Raw genomic sequence first — 15,714 nt, 5'->3', positions numbered from 1 at the left:
ATCTGGTCTGGTGATGACGGCGGAGGGGTTCCACGCGTACCCATCCCGAACACGACCGTTAAGCCCTCCAGCGCCGATGGTACTTGGACCGCAGGGTCCTGGGAGAGTAGGACGTCGCCAGGCCGGATCCATAATTGCACCATGCTTACATTCCCTGATAGCTCAGTTGGTAGAGCACTCGACTGTTAATCGAGTTGTCACAGGTTCGAGTCCTGTTCGGGGAGCCATTTGGAGAGGTGTCCGAGTTGGTCGAAGGAGCACGATTGGAAATCGTGTAGGCGTCTAAAGCGTCTCGAGGGTTCGAATCCCTCTCTCTCCGCCATGAAGTCCCAAGTAAGCATGGCCCCTTGGTCAAGTGGTTAAGACACCTCCCTTTCACGGAGGTAACAGGGGTTCGAATCCCCTAGGGGTCACCAATTTTACAACAGAATGAATCAATTGAGGGTTGCATTACATAGGCGATATAAGGTATGATAAGAAATGTCGCCTTAGTAAGCGCACTGCTCAATAACGACGCGGGGTGGAGCAGCCCGGTAGCTCGTCGGGCTCATAACCCGAAGGCCGCAGGTTCAAATCCTGCCCCCGCAACCAAATCCTCATCTCGGCTCATTACCGAGTAGCGCGGAGCCGTGGTGTAGAGGCCTAACATGCCTGCCTGTCACGCAGGAGACCGCGGGTTCGAATCCCGTCGGCTCCGCCATTTTTATCCCAGGAAGCTTGGGGAGCATGTGAGGCTCGATAGCTCAGCTGGTAGAGCAGAGGACTGAAAATCCTCGTGTCGGCGGTTCGATTCCGTCTCGAGCCACCATTAAGACAATTTAACACTGAGCCGACTTAGCTCAATTGGTAGAGCAACTGACTTGTAATCAGTAGGTTGGGGGTTCAAGTCCTCTAGTCGGCACCATTTCACTCCTGACGTGGAGGATTAGCGAAGTGGCCAAACGCGGGAGACTGTAAATCTCTTCCTTCGGGTTCGGTGGTTCAAATCCATCATCCTCCACCAGCATGTCTATTCTCCGTAGGGGCATAGTTTAAGGGTAGAACAGCGGTCTCCAAAACCGTTAGTGTGGGTTCAATTCCTGCTGCCCCTGCCAACTAGATAATTTTATGATTCATGGCGGTCGTGGCGAAGTGGTTAACGCATCGGTTTGTGGATCCGACATTCGGGGGTTCAATTCCCCTCGACCGCCCCATCGTTTTTTCGAATAGACTTTGGGGATTAGCCAAGCGGTAAGGCAACGGACTTTGACTCCGTCATTCCTAGGTTCGAATCCTAGATCCCCAGCCATTTATATGCGGAAATAGCTCAGTGGTAGAGCATCTCGTTGCCAACGAGAAGGTCGCGGGTTCGAATCCCGTTTTCCGCTCCATCTCAATCTTGAATCTGGCGCCATAGCCAAGTGGTAAGGCAGAGCTCTGCAAAAGCTTTACCCCCAGTTCGAGTCTGGGTGGCGCCTCCAACAACCTCAAAGCTTGCGCCCTTAGCTCAGCTGGATAGAGCGTTTGACTACGAATCAAAAGGTCAGGAGTTCGAATCTCTTAGGGCGCGCCAGTTCGATAACAGAATATGCCGGTGTGGCGGAATGGCAGACGCGAACGACTCAAAATCGTTTGGGGAGACCCGTGGAGGTTCGAGTCCTCTCACCGGTACCACATTAATAATGAACAGTTCATTAGATTTAATTCTAATGGGCTTTTTTATATTTTTATGACCTCATTCATTGTGTTGGCTGAAGAAACTTTGGAGATGTACTCCAAGTGCGAATAAATATTTGCCGTGGTGGAATAATCACTATGACCTAACCACTCTTGAACTTCCTTCATGCTGACGCCATTGGCCAACAACAGGCTTGCACAGCTATGGCGAAGATCATGAAAGCGGATATGACGCATGCCATTCTTCTTCAGCACAAGGGCAAAATGTTGGGTGATGTAGTTAGGTTTGATTCGATCTCCCATGGCATCCACATAAATATAACCGATATAATGCAAGCTAGGATCAGACTGAAAACTAAAGATAATGCTGCCCCAATGAATAAGCCTTTCACATGGTGGCGAATATGTTTATAATCCGGCATACCCTCGGTTCCTTTAATGACGAGGAAGCGGGGGGTAATTGTGCAGAAAATTAGCCAGTCAATCAACAAGAAGTCTACGATGTTAAAGATACTCATGATGCCAAACGCATTTAAGAATGCATCACTGAACGCGATAGTGCCTCCATTCGATTGTTTCATTGCAATTGTAGAGACAACGGGCTGACCTATAAGCAACAACATAAATAGTATTCCGATAATCTTGGTCTGCCGTTGTTCGAGTCGAGTCTTCCCCTTGACAGCTCCTTGAATGGCAATAGGGTAAGATTGCAGAAGCAGCCGAGGATTGACATACAAAGTGACTAAAATAATTGTTGTTAATATAACGGACAATGAGAATCCATAAATGATGATGGATGGAATCAAGTTCATCTATTCGCCCCTCTCAACCGTTTATAAGGTGGTCACAGTAGCATTGTTTTGAGATAAGCATATTCCTACTTCTGCTTGACCCAAATGACGCCAATTATGATGACAATAAGACCTAACCACGTTTTCCAGGAAGGGATTTCTTTCATAAACCAATATCCCATCCATATCGAGATCAGTACTTCGATACATTTGGCGATGACAAGGACATTGCCCAGTTGATTGATGGCCTTCATACCGAACTTTACGCCGTATCCAACACTCATATAACATCACATCACGTCCCAGGATAATTAGTAGGATTAATGTTTCCTCGATCCAACAATTTTATCCCGGGGCATTTCTCTTAGTTCATCCGTTCGCCAATACACTTGACGAGCGCATCAACGTAGTCTGCGGCATCATTCAGGAATTCCGTTGATGCAAATTCCAATCCGTACGTCGAGGCTCGTTTTTGGCTGTTAATCCGGCAATCGTAGACGGCTTCGATGTTTTCGATTAAAGACAAGAGATCGCAAATCACGACGGCTTTCCCTTCATGGTGCGCAATGTCCGCGATCACGTCCAGCACATCGGGGCCAAGCCATTTTTGCGGATGCGGTCCCGCGCTGCGATAGGCAATCTGCCAGCTATCCCAGTTTGCCTCTGCGGCCACAGCTGCAGCCATCTCGTGAAACGCGGCAATAAACTCTCCATTAGCCGCAGGCGATCCAGGTTGGCTGTGGGCGGTAAACAATACGGTGGTCTGCGGACGATTAGCGGCGGATATCCATTGCAGCGCGGTACGCAGCCGCCTACCTAGCGCTTGAGCTACTTCAGGATGCAAATGCCAATGGTTGATTTCCTCCACCGGAATATCCGCTTCAAGTGCTGCAATCGTCTTGCGGACGCGCAAGTGGTAGGCAACGGTTCCCGTTCTGGAGTAGAGCGGCGACATGGGAAACGTATACAATCGGGAAGCGCCATCGGCAACGATTTGCCTCGTCATCTCCTCCACGAAGGGAGAGGTGTGCTTTGCCGCCTGATACACCCGAATTTCTTCGTTTAAGTAGTGGGATAGCCGCTGCTCCAAAGCCGCTGCAAGCCGGGAAGTCACCGAGCCGAGGGGATCTGCCGTTCCGATTGAGCGAAATCGTGACATTGCTTCCTCCATCATTTCCGGCGACGGCGTTTTGCCATGAAACAAATGGGTATAGAAAGCCGGAACATCATCGATCGATTGCAAAGAAGCATAGCTTAGCAAAAGGACCGCTTTCATTGAGGTTCACCTCCATAGAAGGGATGATTGGCTGAGTGCCCCTGATTCAATCTAATTCGCTTAAAACCGGTCCGGATGGAGCCAATGTGCGATTTCTTCCAATGTATCGATAGAATACCTTGTTGGATTAAGCAGCTTGCGAGCTGGCATGCGAAGGACTCGGTCGTTCTGTACGGCTTGCAAGGTCGACCATCCGGGCGTTTGAGCTACCTCATCCATATCATCCATTTTGCCTTCCTCCCATTCGACAAGCAGAATATAGTCGGGATCGGCCTTGATGACTTGCTCAATGGTTGCTTTGGTCGTACGGGTCAATCCAAGATGATCCGCAGCATGCTCAGCTCCGGCAAGGCGAACCAAATCATAGGAAATATTGGAGGAGCCGAGCAAGTAGGGACCGGTGCCTGGTCCTAGCGGAGAGACAACCAGTACGTTGGGCTTCTCCGCATTGGCTACAGCGGAAACGACTTTGTCCTGCCGGTCTTGTATATCCGCTACGACAGCAGTTGCCTGCTTCTCCTCGCCAATAGCGGCGCCAATGGTTGTGATGTTATTCATTAAAGCTTCCATTGTGCTCCACGAATCCAAAGAAATAATGGGAATGCCAGATTGCTCAAGCAGATCTGTTGCTTCTTTTTCCTTGTCATGCAGCTTGGTCATGATCAGCAAATCGGCATTGTACGACAGCACCTCCTCGGGATCAAGCGAAGTGGCGCCGGCGATCTTGTTGGCTATGCGACTGCCTTCCTCTGTCCGAAAAGCGAGCGAAGGATTTTCGATGCTTCTCGGCACGACGGCTACGCGTTCCGCATCCGTCAGTTCCAACACGACCTCGGCGGCATCAAGGGAAAGCGCCGCGATTCGTTCAGGTTTCGAAGGAATGGTAATATCGCTTCCGTTCACCCGAATCTTCAGGGGATAAGGATCTGTTGCTGTTGGAGCGGGGGATGCTGTAGAACTTGGGCTGACTGCAGCAGGCGTCTGCTCCATGTCGGCCGGTGGAGATTCATTGGTGGAACCACAGCCCGCCATGGCTCCCAATGCAGTCAGCAGAATCAGGTTGAATGTCCAGCGTTTGATTGATTTCTTCATGATGCTCATGGTGATCTCTCCTCGTATACATGTGTTTTTTAATGGATTTGAGAATCAAGGCTGCTTGATTTCCGGATGGCCGTAATGGACAGCGAATCGGTGACGGGATCGGTATAGACGGCCGCATCCACCTCATAAGCGGTTTGGAGCATAGCGGGCGTCAGCACTTCTGCTGGCGCTCCGGCAGCGAGCAATCTTCCGTTGTGCAGCAAAATCAGGCGGTCGCAGAAACGCGCGGCCAGACTTAAATCATGCAAAGCGGCAACCACGGCCAAGCCTTGCCGCGCCATCTTGCGCATCAATTCCAGCACATGCAATTGATAGCGGATATCTAGCGCCGAAATCGGCTCATCCAGCAAGAGCAGGCGGGGCTCTTGGGAGAGCGCCTTAGCGATCAGCACCATTTGCCTTTGTCCGCCGGATAGCTCGGTTGCATAGCGATTGGCCAAATGATAGGTAGCCGTTCGTTGCATCGCTTTTTGCGCCATAAGCCGGTCCAACTCGCGTTCATTGCCGAAAGAGGGCAAATGAGGAAATCTGCCCATCAGCACGATATCCCGTACGGTAAAATCGAAATCAATCGCCGTATTTTGTGGGACATAACCAATGATTTTTGCAAGTTGTTTGCGAGTGTAACGTTCCAACGGCTGATCGGCAATACTCAGTTTCCCGGAAGATGGTGGAAGCAGGCCTGTCAGTGTCCGGAGCAAAGTGGATTTGCCGCTGCCGTTTGGCCCGATCAGGCCAACGCATTCTCCTCCTCTGACGCTCAAAGAGATATCCTGCAGAATTTGCCGATTGTCGATGCAACTGTGAATATGATGGGCAACAAGCATGTTCATTGCGCATGACCTCCCCGGCGCGAGCGAATAATAATCGCGATAAATACAGGCGCGCCAATGCAGGCGCAAACGACCCCGACTTGCAAGGTGACCGGCTGAAGAACCATTCGCGATAGGACATCGGCCAGTACAAGGAAGATGGCGCCGCCCAAAGCACTTGCCGGCAGCAGCAGGCGATGATCGGGTCCAGCCAGCAAGCGAATGATATGCGGCACCACGAGCCCGACAAAGCCGATCATGCCGCTCACCGCTACAGCCGCTCCCGTCATCAGGGAAGCAAGCGCCAGCAGAAGATAGCGAACGAGCCGAATATGGACGCCGGATGTCGCAGCCTGATCATCGCCGAGCAGCATCATATTCAAATGGCGGCCAAAGGCCAGCATGAGCAGGCATCCGGACAAAATTGGCACGCTGATCAATTGCAGATGGTCCCAGGTTCGAGCTTCCAGTCCGCCTTGCAGCCAAAAAATAATGCTGCGCAGCTCCTGATCGCTGCTCGAACTCGCGACCATAATGCTGATCATGGCGGACAATAACGAGTTGATGCCGATGCCAAGCAGGAGCAAGGTGGCGATGGAGCGGCTGCGGCTGCTTCGCCAAACTGCGAGTATGATCAGTACGGCAAGGATCGCTCCGATAAATGAGGACAAAGGCAGCGCCCATCTCCCGAACTGGCTCCAACCAAAAAACAAGGCGCATACCGCCCCTACCGCCGCCCCGCTGGATACGCCCACGTAACCGGGCTCAACTAACGGATTGCGAAACACCCCTTGCATAACTGCGCCCGATACGCCAAGCGCCATGCCAACCAAGGCGCCAACCAGCACCCGCGGCAGGCGAACCTGCGAAACGACCAGCCATTCCCGCTCCGTAAACGGGACAGGGGGCGGGAGCCGAATCTTCTCCAGCAAAATGGCTGCTGTTCGCGAAAATGGAATGGATACCGGGCCGACCGAGCTGGCGAAGATGATCGCTGCAAGCAGCGTGATAAACAACCCGGAAACAACCCAAAAAATCGTACGACGGTAACTTGAAGCAGGCTGAATCGGCTTTGATGCATACATGTAAGAATCCTTCCTAATGGCTATAGTCAAATGATAAATGATTGCAAGCGGCAGTTGGGCATCCGAGGAGAAACCCTTGGCCGAGCGGAACGCCAAGCGATCGGGCGACGGACAGATCATCGGCATGTTCGATGCCTTCCAAGACAAGCAGCCGCTCTCCCCGGCAAAATTCGGCGAACAGTGACACCCGTTTTTGTTTGGCTTCGTTAACGGCCAGTTGCTTGCCGAAATAGCGATCCAGTTTTACGATGTCGGGCTTGTATTCGACTATTTTCTTTAGCGAGGCAGCGCCGGAACCGACATCGTCAAGCGCAATCAAAAAGCCGTACTGACGCATTTCAGACAACTTCTCGCCCAGCAAGGCGATGTCCCACATCTTCTCTTCTTCGGGCGCCTCGTTGATCTCCAATATGATTTGGCTTAAAGGGAATCGGTTGTCCAGCAAATCCCGGGCTATCCATTTGCTAAACGCAGGGTTTAGCAGGGTGGAGGGAAAGACATTGACAAATAACCAGGTAGCCGAGCCGCAATTGCCTATCTGTTGAAAATACGTCTAAATGGATCTGGCCATAGCGTCGCTATCCAATTCATACAAATAGTGATAGGTACGAGCCAAGCGAAATAAATCCTCCGGCGGCACATTTGCAAATGAACGAAGAAGGGCTTCATGCCCGTAGACTCGTTCACTCTCCAGCCAGACAATAGGCTGAAAAAGGGAGTAATAGTGATGTTGCGCGAATGTCATTCTGAAACCTCCTCGCTTGTGCCCCTCTTTCACGGCATGGTGGGAGGTGCATCTTATACAAAAAAGAAAATTGGACAAAAGAAAAAGTTTTTACTATAGGCAAAATATAAATTTGTTGTTATTCTACAACAAGAAGGCATCAACTTGCAATGAAATAATTTTCATCCTTGTTGATCCTTCTGACTGAGCGTTCATTTTTTGTGGGAAAAGTGTTGCATAGACTCAAGAGTTGCTGCTCTTCATGTTTCATGATGACCTGGAAGGCCGAGTACGCGCGCTAGCGAGTTATCAGGATAGGAGGGGCTATATGGCCAGCCTTTATAAGAGTGAAGACGAGACGTGGATTCTGGAGGAAGCCAATTGTGCGATTTTGCAGGTCGCCGATTCTTTTCGACAGGCTTGCCAATGCGAAATGGCTCTATTTACGGAGGTGCTGGGCGCAGAAGTTCAGCGCTTTGAATGCATGGCTGAGGGTGGGCGTACATGCAAATATCGAATTATGAAGACGGAGGGGAGATGACAGAATGGAGGCGGAATCGCAAGATGAAAGACACCAGCGAGAGGTTCATCATCACAGACGATGACTTGCTTGATATCGTAAAGCCATTAACGAATCTTATTCCCGAATGGCAGGCAAGACTAAAAGGCCGTAGCGTAAATATTGATTTTGCCGTACAAATCGGAACCAGGCTTGAAAAGGAAGGTCAACGGCGCTTTTTGACATTTTTAGCTGACCATGTTGTTCCAGAGAAGCAGAAAGTGTTGCGCGCGTTTGCATTAGATATGCGGAATGATCCATACATGCCTTGCTTCGCATTTTTATACTGGCGGAAGACACCCGATCCGCCATTGTGATGCTTAATGATCGAATGGAGGAGTATGAAGCGCTGTATCGACAATTGGAGTACGACTTTTGGGAAGGGCAATTCCCTGTAGAAGAAGACAATCTCGAACAGGCGCTCCAACAAAGCGAGAGCCGCCTTCAAGCCTTGTACAGCCAATCGTCTGCCAGTAAAAAGTCAGGCTATAACCGCACCTATGGCGATAGTTCCACGACATCGGGTCACGTTCAATCCCCATGGACAGGCATTCCCTTTCATACCGTCATCGGCATTGAGGGAGCTGCTTTGCATGAGGAAGTACGCAAGCAGAGCAGACGATTGCTGAAGAAGCTTCATCCGGACCGAGGCGGAAGTTCTTGCAAGTCTCGGATCTGCTTTTGCAATTCGCGCAATTGATGATCTTCAGACTTAAAGGCTTGCGCTGCAACGATTTCCGGCTCACTGCCGTACTTCTTCATCCAGCCATATACCGTATTGTCCTTGGAGGCTTGCTCTTTCACTCGGGAATATTATTATTACTGACGGCGTTCTCCCATTGGTTTGCTTGGCGGAGTTGGCGTTGCCATTGGACTCGTCCCGGCTGTTATTTCATTGTCCTTGCGTCGCGGATCTGCAGCTGCGGAACGAAACGGAGAGTAAAGTACCTTCTTTCTAAGAAATGAAAATACCGCCTAAGCGTTGTTGAATAACGCTTGAGCGGTATTTTCATACTCATGGAGAACATGGCGTTTTTTTAAGTGCAGCGTACCGTGATAGTTCATTCAGACGCCCCAAATACAAGTTCACCCTATGGGAAGTCAGTTACGCACCTCGAACGAATTGCTACACGTTATCGCTAACGTACCACAACAAGGTCAAGAGAAAGCCGCTCGTTCCCGACAGGGGAACTTAGCGGCAACATGATGCAGGGTCAGGGAATGACCGCGGTCCGTGGTACTTTTCGTTTTATCTGCTAGACAATGTATTTAGTAGTCCCTGGATTTGTTCGGGTGTTTTGCCAACCGTGAAAAGCTCGGTATTTATAGGGCCTGGTGCTACAGCATTAATCGTTATGTTTTTATTTCCAAGCTCTTTGGCCAATTGCCGCGTGAATTGTTCGACGGCTCCTTTGGAGCCCGCATAAAGACTGTATGCAGGGAACATCTGACCCGCCTCTGAAGTGGAAAGGTTGATAATGCGGCCATTCGCGTTCAAATGCTTAGCGGAAAGCGAACATTAAGCAAACGGGTAATCCATAACGACGATTCCTTCAACATTCGGGCCAATGGATTGCAATAATCCTTGATGCAGGGGGTGCTGAATATACTCTCGACAAGCCTGTTGATTCTCGAAAGTGACTCTGATTCCGAGCGTAAACTCCTGCATATGCTCTATTTCCTCCGTAACGTTAATCCCTGCGCTAAGCTCCACGATCCCCGGAATGTTCCCTTTAAAGTCATGCGCGCGCTTTAGCGCACTTTCTTTTACTTCAATAGATACATCGGACTTGAATTTCAATAACACGATATGCTCAAACATCTTACTCCCTCCAAGGTTTCTGATTATTTTGACTTTGGAGCTGCTTCAATTGGGAGAGCTCCTTCATCCATTTCACGAAATTGTCCGTTACAAGATCAAGGTACTGAGTGGTAGGTTCATCGGTCAACTCACCCTTCTCGTTAAACTTCTCATGAACAAGACCAATGTACACTTCATTGCCAGGCAACAGCGGCGAGGAAATACCGGATGCGAACAGAATGTCACGCAGATGGCCCTGCGCTTTGACCGATCCCAACAATCCCATGGAGGACCCGACGATCCATGAGGGCTTCCCGATCATGACTCGATCCACGCGGGATAACCAGTCAATCGCGTTCGCCATGACGCCGGGAATAGTCGAATTATATTCCGGAGTGATCCATAACACCGCGTCGGCAGCAGCGACTTTCGCCTTAAAATCGATAACCGGCTGTGGTGGAACAGACTCGATATCCTGATCGTAAAAGGGGAGATCCCGAATGCTCAGCACATCCAACTGAAAATGATGCTGATAACGGTTTTGAATATAACGAGCTAACTTCAGGTTGTATGAATCTTTGCGAATGCTTCCGACTATGGCGGCTACGTTCATTTTCATCACCTCAATGATAGAGTCTGAATGGAGCTTAACAGGTAGGGCCGATCATCACTGTCTATCCATTCTTGCTATTCCTCCTAAGGAGGACATAAACTAGTCTAAATGGACCCGAAGAGGCTAGGAAGAGATCTAGTTATCGTAGGATTGGAAATCCTACGTTCATTCATGTATGGGTAGGAGGTACGGAGATCATGGAAAACAAATTGGACCGTTATGAGGAATTATCCCGTTTTTTGCGTTCACGCCGTGAACGAATAACCCCAGAGGAAGCAGGGTTGCCGGATTCCCGACGCAGACGAACACCCGGACTTCGCCGCAGCGAGGTAGCTCTGCTGGCAGATGTGGGATTGGATTGGTACACCTATTTGGAACAAGGGCGTCATATCAACGTATCCTCTGAAGTTCTTGATCGAATAGCGAAGGTGCTTCGGTTGGATGAATCGGAACGCAGGCATCTGTATCATCTTGCCCGTAAGCAATTTCCCTTGACCGGTACGAAGCAACCCTCTAAGGCAACTCAGGAACTTCAACGTTTTTTGGATAGCCAGAACCTTTCCCCTGCGAATGTCATGGATGCGCGCATGAACATCATTGCCTGGAATGATGCCTACTGCGCATTAAATGGGAATCTCGCGGTTATGTCGGAAAGGGAGCGGAATCTGGTTTGGATGACGTTTACTTCTCCCCGTTTCCGCTTTCTAAAGGGAGACCAATGGGAACTGCATGCCAAGCGAATCGTTGCTAATTTTCATGCCGGGTATGCGCGTCACGTCGACGATCCTTGGTGGTTCGAGCAGTTCGAGGCGCTTTCACAGGCTAGCAGGGAGTTTCGAGTATTTTGGGATTCCCATGAGGTCCTCGATGCTATGGATGCACCTAAGACGCTGCATTGTCCGAATCTAGGGATCTTGAATTTTGATCTGGTTTCGTTTCATTACTTGAACGACTCTAATTTGACCGTTTCTATTCATGTTCCTCGTACAGATGGCACGGTGGATAAGATGCAGCAACTGCTAATCGATTATCAGAGCCAGCATTCAGAGAAGCTTGGATCTTCTTCAAGAGTTTAGAATGGCGGAGGAGCCCGAACGCATTCAACGCTCGGGCTTTCCATTATTTAGAGCTCCATTTACAATTCACCTATGATGGAACGGTCGATGCTTTTTGTTTATTTAAGGAGAAGATGGCTGAAATGATGGCTAGAATAACAATCAGTCCGCCAACCCATGCATTCGTTGTGGCGGAATAATGGTTGACAATCAGTCCCCCAAGTATTGAACCTGCTGCAACTCCTATGTGTAAAGATGATGTATTAAAGCTTAATTGGATATCCGAAGATTCCGGAGCTGTTTGTACCAGATAGCTTTGAATGGCAGGACTTGGAGCCATATTACATGCACACCAGACTACGGTTACGATGAGTAATAGAAAGATAGAACCTGTAGAATAAGGCAACAAGAATAAAGCGAGCGCATGTAACAGGAGAGTGATGAGTATCGTTTTGCTGTTCCCAAGTTTATCTGAGGACCATCCTCCAATCCATCCTCCTGCTATACCTGCTAATCCATATACAAACAGAACAAGACTGATCATGTTCGTTGACAGCCCCATCATCTCATGTAAAAAAGGTGTGATGTAGGCGTAGATTGTGAATTGGCCAGTCATCTGTAATATTGAGATTGAATGAGCGGATAAAATTTTGGAGTCCTTTAGCGTTCGAAGCTGTTCTCGCAACTGGACTCCTGGCCGTGGAGCTACCTGTGGTAGATATCGTTTGATTGCCCATGCCACGATTAAGGTAAGGGCCCCGACCAAAGCAAATGTTGAGCGCCATCCCCACATTTCGCCGATAAATGTGCCAAGAGGGACGCCGATGACAAGAGATGCGCTTATCCCCATAAAAATAATACCGATTGCACGACCTCTTAATTCGGGTGCAACTATACTTGAAGCCATAACAACAGAAAGAACAACCACAATCGAGCAACTTGCTGCAAGTATAATCCGCGAAACAAGAAGAACCGCAAAGGTAGGGCTAACGATAGAAATCATATTTCCTACGAAAAAGACAAACATTGCAGCAGTCAATAATCTTCTACGCTCTACTTTAGAGGTAAGGGTAATTAGTATAGGGGAACCAAAAGCAAAGACTAATGAATAGACTGTAATCAGTTGGCCTGCGGTACCTACTGAAACGTTCAGATCTTGTGCGATCATATCGATTATTCCGGCAATGACGAGCTCGACAGTACCTACTACAAATGAGGCAATTGCTAAAATCCATATTCGTTTATCCATTCCAAACTCCTTACGCAAATTAAATTGATGCAGTTCTTCGTTTCTTTTCTTTCCTTCGGTCACGTTCGATAGAGGATCATACCTGCGTGGTAGAGCACCCCTTCTCGAAAATCGCCATCAGCCGTAAACCCAGTATCATCTACATATTGGATATGATCGCCTTCGATGGTATAGCTGCCTTGATAAGCGCTATTGCGATTGCCACGAGCTTCGTCGTACCGACCATTTGGCAGTAGTTCATGCCGGATATATCCGTCGGCGGTAACCCACATTCCGACATAGGGATGAGGATTTGCTTGGTCTGTCTTCATTCTTGCTCTCTCCTTCCAGATCGGGTCATAAATTGATCTTGATTGCTTACTATATTCATTATTATGTTCTCACTCGAAGGTAAGGCGGTAGCCGGATCATCTCATGCAATTGCCTAATCCTCCAAAAAGTTATAATATTATGGCTAAGAAATGGGTTTAAAGGGGGGGGGAAGAGATGGAGGGGAAGGTCACGATGCAGAGGGGGGAATTAGCACAGGTTATCGAGCGCTTTACGATGACAGATGGCACGCATGAGATGTTGATTCCCGGTTTGTGCTTTTTTCGGGCGTCCCAAATATCCGAACCGGTGCATTCGGTTTATAAACCATCCCTGTGCGTGGTAGCGCAGGGCTCGAAGGTTGTCATGCTGGGGCAAGAGGTCTATCAGTACGATTCAGATCATTATCTGACCGCTTCCGTAAAGTTGCCGATATCCGGGCAAGTCGTTGAGGCGTCTCCAGAAGCGCCGTATTTCTCTCTTCGGCTGCAATTTACGATGGATCAAATCCTTGATGTGCTCCAAGCCTCTGATCAAGTCGAGAGTCCAAAACGCCAATATGGACGCGGTTTGGTCATAAATCGGATGAGCGATTCTTTACACGATTCCGTAATGCGCCTTGTGCATTTGTTGGACTCGCCCCGCGACATTCCGGTACTTGCGCAGTATGCGGTTCGTGAAGTCATTTACCGGATACTTCAGGAAGAGCAGGGCAATACTCTCAAGCAATTCGCATTAATCGGCAGCCATGCACAACGGGTCGCGAAGGTGATCGAGAGGGTAAACCGAGATTTTGCATTGCCTTTGCGCGTTGACGAACTAGCCGAGGAGGCTGAAATGAGCGCGTCGTCCTTGTATCATTATTTTAAAGAAGTAACGGCAATGACCCCGATCCAGTACCAAAAGCAACTTAGGCTGCAAGAAGCGCGCCGCCTTCTCCTATCCTCAACGATGGAAGCGGCTGAAGCGGCTTTTCAGGTTGGCTACGAGAGTCCCTCCTATTTCAACCGAGAATACGCGCGTATGTATGGCGCCCCCCCGATTAGGGACATCCGGCGGTTTCGCGACGCTTTGCAGGCGGGGGAGGCGCACTATTAGGCGACTTTCTGATCGATGGTGACATGACTTAATTTAAGATGAAAATGTATTCGAACTAGGTAACAGCAACCATTCACCTGTAATGAGTGGTTGTCATTATAATAAAACAACTTCACTGACAACTGCTGTCAGTAAAGTTGTTAAACTTGATAATATTCCATTAACCCTGAAGCAACCGCCACAAGTTTATCAGACTGCCGAAATCGGCTACGATCAGTTCTGCTGCCCGATTCCAAGCGATAAATCCGTACCTTCGTCCGTGATAAAAGAAGGATAATGCAGTTGATTTACGATTTTCTGCAGAATTCCCGCATCCGGCCCACCGTTATGCTATTGGTTCAGCGGAAGGGGCTAAGCTTAAAAAATGCTTTTCGGTCTCCTCGTTGAAGGCGAGCTCGACGCTACCGATGTGCTTCCTGTCGTCCAGCGTGATCCTCTTCACGATCAGGTGCATTAGGGTCTTGCGCTGCGGGAAGGCCTTTTTGATACGTTCCTACGTACACTGGGATATCTCTAAATTCACCTTAAGCCATTGGCCGGAGGCCTGTTCAGATCATCCTGGGAATTATCTGCTCGCGTTGCGAGTATTAGAAAAATACCGATAACCGACATAACGATGACAATGATAAAGGAGATTGTAAAGTTAGTATTGAAGGATAAAAATCGACTTAAAATAGAAGGACCAAATGCACCTCCTAAAATACTTAAAAGCGTGAAGAGTCCCATCCCGATACCAATCTCCGTCTTTTTCAAGGTCGATGGCACAACATTGGCAGCGGATGATACTAATGTGGTATAGCCGAGCGCAAAGATGAACATGACTATCCCAATGCCGATGGGCATGTCTTGCAAAACCGCCATAAGCAGTGCTCCCAGAATCATAAAACCATGACCAGCTAGGATAATGATCCTGCCATTGTACTTGCGAGAAAGTGCTCCCATGTAAGGGCCGAACAACGAACCAATCAGTGCGCCTGGGAACATGACGATGCCGATCAGGCTTGCTTGCAAGTTACCGCCCTGTTGTAGAACCAAGGGCAATAAAAATAAAGCGGCCGGATATGCAGATGTGCCTGCAAATACAGAGAGCAAGGAATTTCTGAGTTTTTGTTAGCGAGTAAAGAGATGGTGATAAAAGGTGCTTTCTTCCCGCGTATGTGGAATGAAAACGCAATAAGCATCAGGACAGCAATTATTAAAAGATAAGGATTTAGGCTGATACCTAGTACCAGAATGCCTACTGCCAAGGAGAATAATATAGCTCCTAAGACATCGAATTTTTCCCCTTGTGCAACATGAGTAGGGAAGTGTTTCACAACAAATGGGATAATAAGTACGATCAAGAGAGAAACAACAAAAAGACCGTGCCAACCAAACAGTTGAATAATAAATCCACTGAGGACCGGGGCTACTCCGCCCATCAGCGCGAAAGTAGTAGACACAAGGCTTAATGCTTTGTGGATCGGCTACACTAAGTTGGACAGAAAAAATAAGGGCTTGTAGAATAAACCTATCATGCTAAGGAGCGGATCTCTACAGTGCCTAAAAAACAACGACGTACGTTTACAACTGAATTTAAAAAACA

At 48.8% G+C, this 15,714-nt stretch carries 18 protein-coding genes, 15 tRNA genes, 1 rRNA gene and 1 pseudogene; 20 read left to right on the top strand and 15 right to left on the bottom strand.

Annotated elements, in window-relative coordinates; all coding sequences use genetic code 11:
* Positions 1-6: 6 nt before the first annotated feature.
* The 16 genes from rrf (at position 7) to ACFO3S_RS27430 (ending at position 1,653) form a co-directional block, all read left to right on the top strand.
* A 5S ribosomal RNA gene (rrf, locus tag ACFO3S_RS27505) occupies positions 7-123 on the top strand.
* Positions 124-151: 28 nt separating this feature from the next.
* Positions 152-227: transfer RNA gene (locus ACFO3S_RS27500), tRNA-Asn, on the top strand.
* 3 nt (positions 228-230) lie between these two features.
* Positions 231-322, top strand: a tRNA-Ser gene (locus tag ACFO3S_RS27495).
* A gap of 19 nt (positions 323-341) precedes the next feature.
* A tRNA-Glu gene (locus ACFO3S_RS27490) sits at positions 342-416 on the top strand.
* A gap of 98 nt (positions 417-514) precedes the next feature.
* A tRNA-Met gene (locus tag ACFO3S_RS27485) sits at positions 515-591 on the top strand.
* Positions 592-623: 32 nt separating this feature from the next.
* A tRNA-Asp gene (locus ACFO3S_RS27480) sits at positions 624-700 on the top strand.
* Positions 701-732: 32 nt separating this feature from the next.
* A tRNA-Phe gene (locus tag ACFO3S_RS27475) sits at positions 733-808 on the top strand.
* 20 nt (positions 809-828) lie between these two features.
* Positions 829-904: transfer RNA gene (locus ACFO3S_RS27470), tRNA-Thr, on the top strand.
* A 15-nt stretch (positions 905-919) separates the two neighbouring features.
* A tRNA-Tyr gene (locus tag ACFO3S_RS27465) sits at positions 920-1,003 on the top strand.
* Between the two features lie 17 nt (positions 1,004-1,020).
* Positions 1,021-1,094, top strand: a tRNA-Trp gene (locus ACFO3S_RS27460).
* 23 nt (positions 1,095-1,117) lie between these two features.
* Positions 1,118-1,193: transfer RNA gene (locus tag ACFO3S_RS27455), tRNA-His, on the top strand.
* Positions 1,194-1,213: 20 nt separating this feature from the next.
* Positions 1,214-1,288 (top strand) — tRNA-Gln (locus ACFO3S_RS27450).
* Positions 1,289-1,295: 7 nt separating this feature from the next.
* Positions 1,296-1,370: transfer RNA gene (locus ACFO3S_RS27445), tRNA-Gly, on the top strand.
* A 16-nt stretch (positions 1,371-1,386) separates the two neighbouring features.
* Positions 1,387-1,460: transfer RNA gene (locus ACFO3S_RS27440), tRNA-Cys, on the top strand.
* 15 nt (positions 1,461-1,475) lie between these two features.
* A tRNA-Arg gene (locus ACFO3S_RS27435) sits at positions 1,476-1,552 on the top strand.
* A 17-nt stretch (positions 1,553-1,569) separates the two neighbouring features.
* Positions 1,570-1,653: transfer RNA gene (locus ACFO3S_RS27430), tRNA-Leu, on the top strand.
* 45 nt (positions 1,654-1,698) lie between these two features.
* On the opposite strand, the gene ACFO3S_RS27425 is transcribed toward ACFO3S_RS27430, so the two are convergent.
* The 8 genes from ACFO3S_RS27425 to ACFO3S_RS27390 all read right to left on the bottom strand — a co-directional run bounded on the left by ACFO3S_RS27425 (position 1,699) and on the right by ACFO3S_RS27390 (position 7,466).
* Complete coding sequence (locus ACFO3S_RS27425; RefSeq protein WP_378102859.1) at positions 1,699-1,959, bottom strand: tyrosine-type recombinase/integrase; 261 nt, start codon at positions 1,957-1,959, stop codon at positions 1,699-1,701.
* Positions 1,905-2,468: a nitroreductase gene (locus ACFO3S_RS27420; RefSeq protein ID WP_378102867.1), complete on the bottom strand. Its 564-nt coding sequence runs from the start codon at positions 2,466-2,468 to the stop codon at positions 1,905-1,907. The genes ACFO3S_RS27425 and ACFO3S_RS27420 overlap by 55 nt, the downstream gene beginning before the upstream one ends.
* Positions 2,469-2,811: 343 nt before the next feature.
* Positions 2,812-3,723, bottom strand: coding sequence for a ferrochelatase (locus tag ACFO3S_RS27415; protein ID WP_378102857.1), 912 nt, complete (start codon positions 3,721-3,723; stop codon positions 2,812-2,814).
* Positions 3,724-3,783: 60 nt separating this feature from the next.
* Positions 3,784-4,824 (bottom strand): ABC transporter substrate-binding protein, encoded by a 1,041-nt coding sequence (locus ACFO3S_RS27410; RefSeq protein WP_378102854.1) that lies wholly within the window; start codon positions 4,822-4,824, stop codon positions 3,784-3,786.
* A 29-nt stretch (positions 4,825-4,853) separates the two neighbouring features.
* Positions 4,854-5,657 carry a heme ABC transporter ATP-binding protein gene (locus ACFO3S_RS27405; RefSeq protein WP_378102851.1) on the bottom strand — a complete coding sequence of 268 codons (804 nt, stop codon included), beginning with the start codon at positions 5,655-5,657 and terminating at the stop codon, positions 4,854-4,856.
* Positions 5,654-6,721 carry a FecCD family ABC transporter permease gene (locus ACFO3S_RS27400; RefSeq protein ID WP_378102848.1) on the bottom strand — a complete coding sequence of 356 codons (1,068 nt, stop codon included), beginning with the start codon at positions 6,719-6,721 and terminating at the stop codon, positions 5,654-5,656. Before ACFO3S_RS27400 ends, ACFO3S_RS27405 begins: the two co-directional genes overlap by 4 nt.
* A gap of 13 nt (positions 6,722-6,734) precedes the next feature.
* Complete coding sequence (locus tag ACFO3S_RS27395) at positions 6,735-7,259, bottom strand: EAL domain-containing protein (protein WP_378102863.1); 525 nt, start codon at positions 7,257-7,259, stop codon at positions 6,735-6,737.
* Between the two features lie 15 nt (positions 7,260-7,274).
* Positions 7,275-7,466 carry an EAL domain-containing protein gene (locus ACFO3S_RS27390; protein ID WP_378102845.1) on the bottom strand — a complete coding sequence of 64 codons (192 nt, stop codon included), beginning with the start codon at positions 7,464-7,466 and terminating at the stop codon, positions 7,275-7,277.
* A gap of 543 nt (positions 7,467-8,009) precedes the next feature.
* Between ACFO3S_RS27390 and ACFO3S_RS27385 the strand changes: the two genes are divergently transcribed.
* Positions 8,010-8,321 (top strand): hypothetical protein, encoded by a 312-nt coding sequence (locus ACFO3S_RS27385; protein WP_378102842.1) that lies wholly within the window; start codon positions 8,010-8,012, stop codon positions 8,319-8,321.
* A 14-nt stretch (positions 8,322-8,335) separates the two neighbouring features.
* Positions 8,336-8,704, top strand: coding sequence for a hypothetical protein (locus tag ACFO3S_RS27380; protein ID WP_378102839.1), 369 nt, complete (start codon positions 8,336-8,338; stop codon positions 8,702-8,704).
* A 573-nt stretch (positions 8,705-9,277) separates the two neighbouring features.
* Here ACFO3S_RS27380 and ACFO3S_RS27375 read toward each other — a convergent pair.
* The 3 genes and pseudogenes from ACFO3S_RS27375 to ACFO3S_RS27365 form a co-directional block, all read right to left on the bottom strand.
* A pseudogene (locus tag ACFO3S_RS27375) lies at positions 9,278-9,499 on the bottom strand (SDR family oxidoreductase); the annotation flags it as partial.
* Between the two features lie 24 nt (positions 9,500-9,523).
* A complete protein-coding gene (locus tag ACFO3S_RS27370; protein WP_378102837.1) occupies positions 9,524-9,826 on the bottom strand; it encodes a Dabb family protein in 303 nt (100 codons plus the stop codon).
* Position 9,827: 1 nt separating this feature from the next.
* The gene (locus ACFO3S_RS27365) at positions 9,828-10,418 is read right to left on the bottom strand and encodes an NADPH-dependent FMN reductase (RefSeq protein WP_378102835.1); all 591 of its coding nucleotides are present in this window, start codon (positions 10,416-10,418) and stop codon (positions 9,828-9,830) included.
* A gap of 197 nt (positions 10,419-10,615) precedes the next feature.
* Between ACFO3S_RS27365 and ACFO3S_RS27360 the strand changes: the two genes are divergently transcribed.
* On the top strand, positions 10,616-11,494 hold the full coding sequence (locus ACFO3S_RS27360; RefSeq protein WP_378102833.1) for a helix-turn-helix transcriptional regulator: 879 nt from the start codon (positions 10,616-10,618) through the stop codon (positions 11,492-11,494).
* 70 nt (positions 11,495-11,564) lie between these two features.
* Here the strand turns inward: ACFO3S_RS27360 and ACFO3S_RS27355 are convergent, their stop codons facing one another.
* The gene (locus ACFO3S_RS27355; protein WP_378102830.1) at positions 11,565-12,722 is read right to left on the bottom strand and encodes an MFS transporter; all 1,158 of its coding nucleotides are present in this window, start codon (positions 12,720-12,722) and stop codon (positions 11,565-11,567) included.
* Positions 12,723-12,781: 59 nt separating this feature from the next.
* Positions 12,782-13,033, bottom strand: a complete 252-nt coding sequence (locus ACFO3S_RS27350) for an Atu4866 domain-containing protein (protein ID WP_178023701.1) — start codon at positions 13,031-13,033, stop codon at positions 12,782-12,784.
* 175 nt (positions 13,034-13,208) lie between these two features.
* Between ACFO3S_RS27350 and ACFO3S_RS27345 the strand changes: the two genes are divergently transcribed.
* A complete protein-coding gene (locus ACFO3S_RS27345) occupies positions 13,209-14,129 on the top strand; it encodes an AraC family transcriptional regulator (RefSeq protein WP_378102827.1) in 921 nt (306 codons plus the stop codon).
* A gap of 519 nt (positions 14,130-14,648) precedes the next feature.
* Here the strand turns inward: ACFO3S_RS27345 and ACFO3S_RS27340 are convergent.
* Together ACFO3S_RS27340 and ACFO3S_RS27335 are read right to left on the bottom strand one after the other, a co-directional pair.
* Positions 14,649-15,164: an MFS transporter gene (locus ACFO3S_RS27340; protein WP_378102861.1), complete on the bottom strand. Its 516-nt coding sequence runs from the start codon at positions 15,162-15,164 to the stop codon at positions 14,649-14,651.
* A complete protein-coding gene (locus tag ACFO3S_RS27335; RefSeq protein ID WP_378102865.1) occupies positions 15,125-15,571 on the bottom strand; it encodes an MFS transporter in 447 nt (148 codons plus the stop codon). The genes ACFO3S_RS27340 and ACFO3S_RS27335 overlap by 40 nt, the downstream gene beginning before the upstream one ends.
* Between the last annotated feature and the right edge of the window lie 143 nt (positions 15,572-15,714).

It is taken from the genome of Cohnella hongkongensis, from assembly GCF_042654645.1.
GTDB lineage: Bacteria > Bacillota > Bacilli > Paenibacillales > Paenibacillaceae > Cohnella > Cohnella hongkongensis.
Note: the sequence above shows the minus strand (reverse complement) of the source record. Positions and strands in the feature narration are given on the sequence as shown.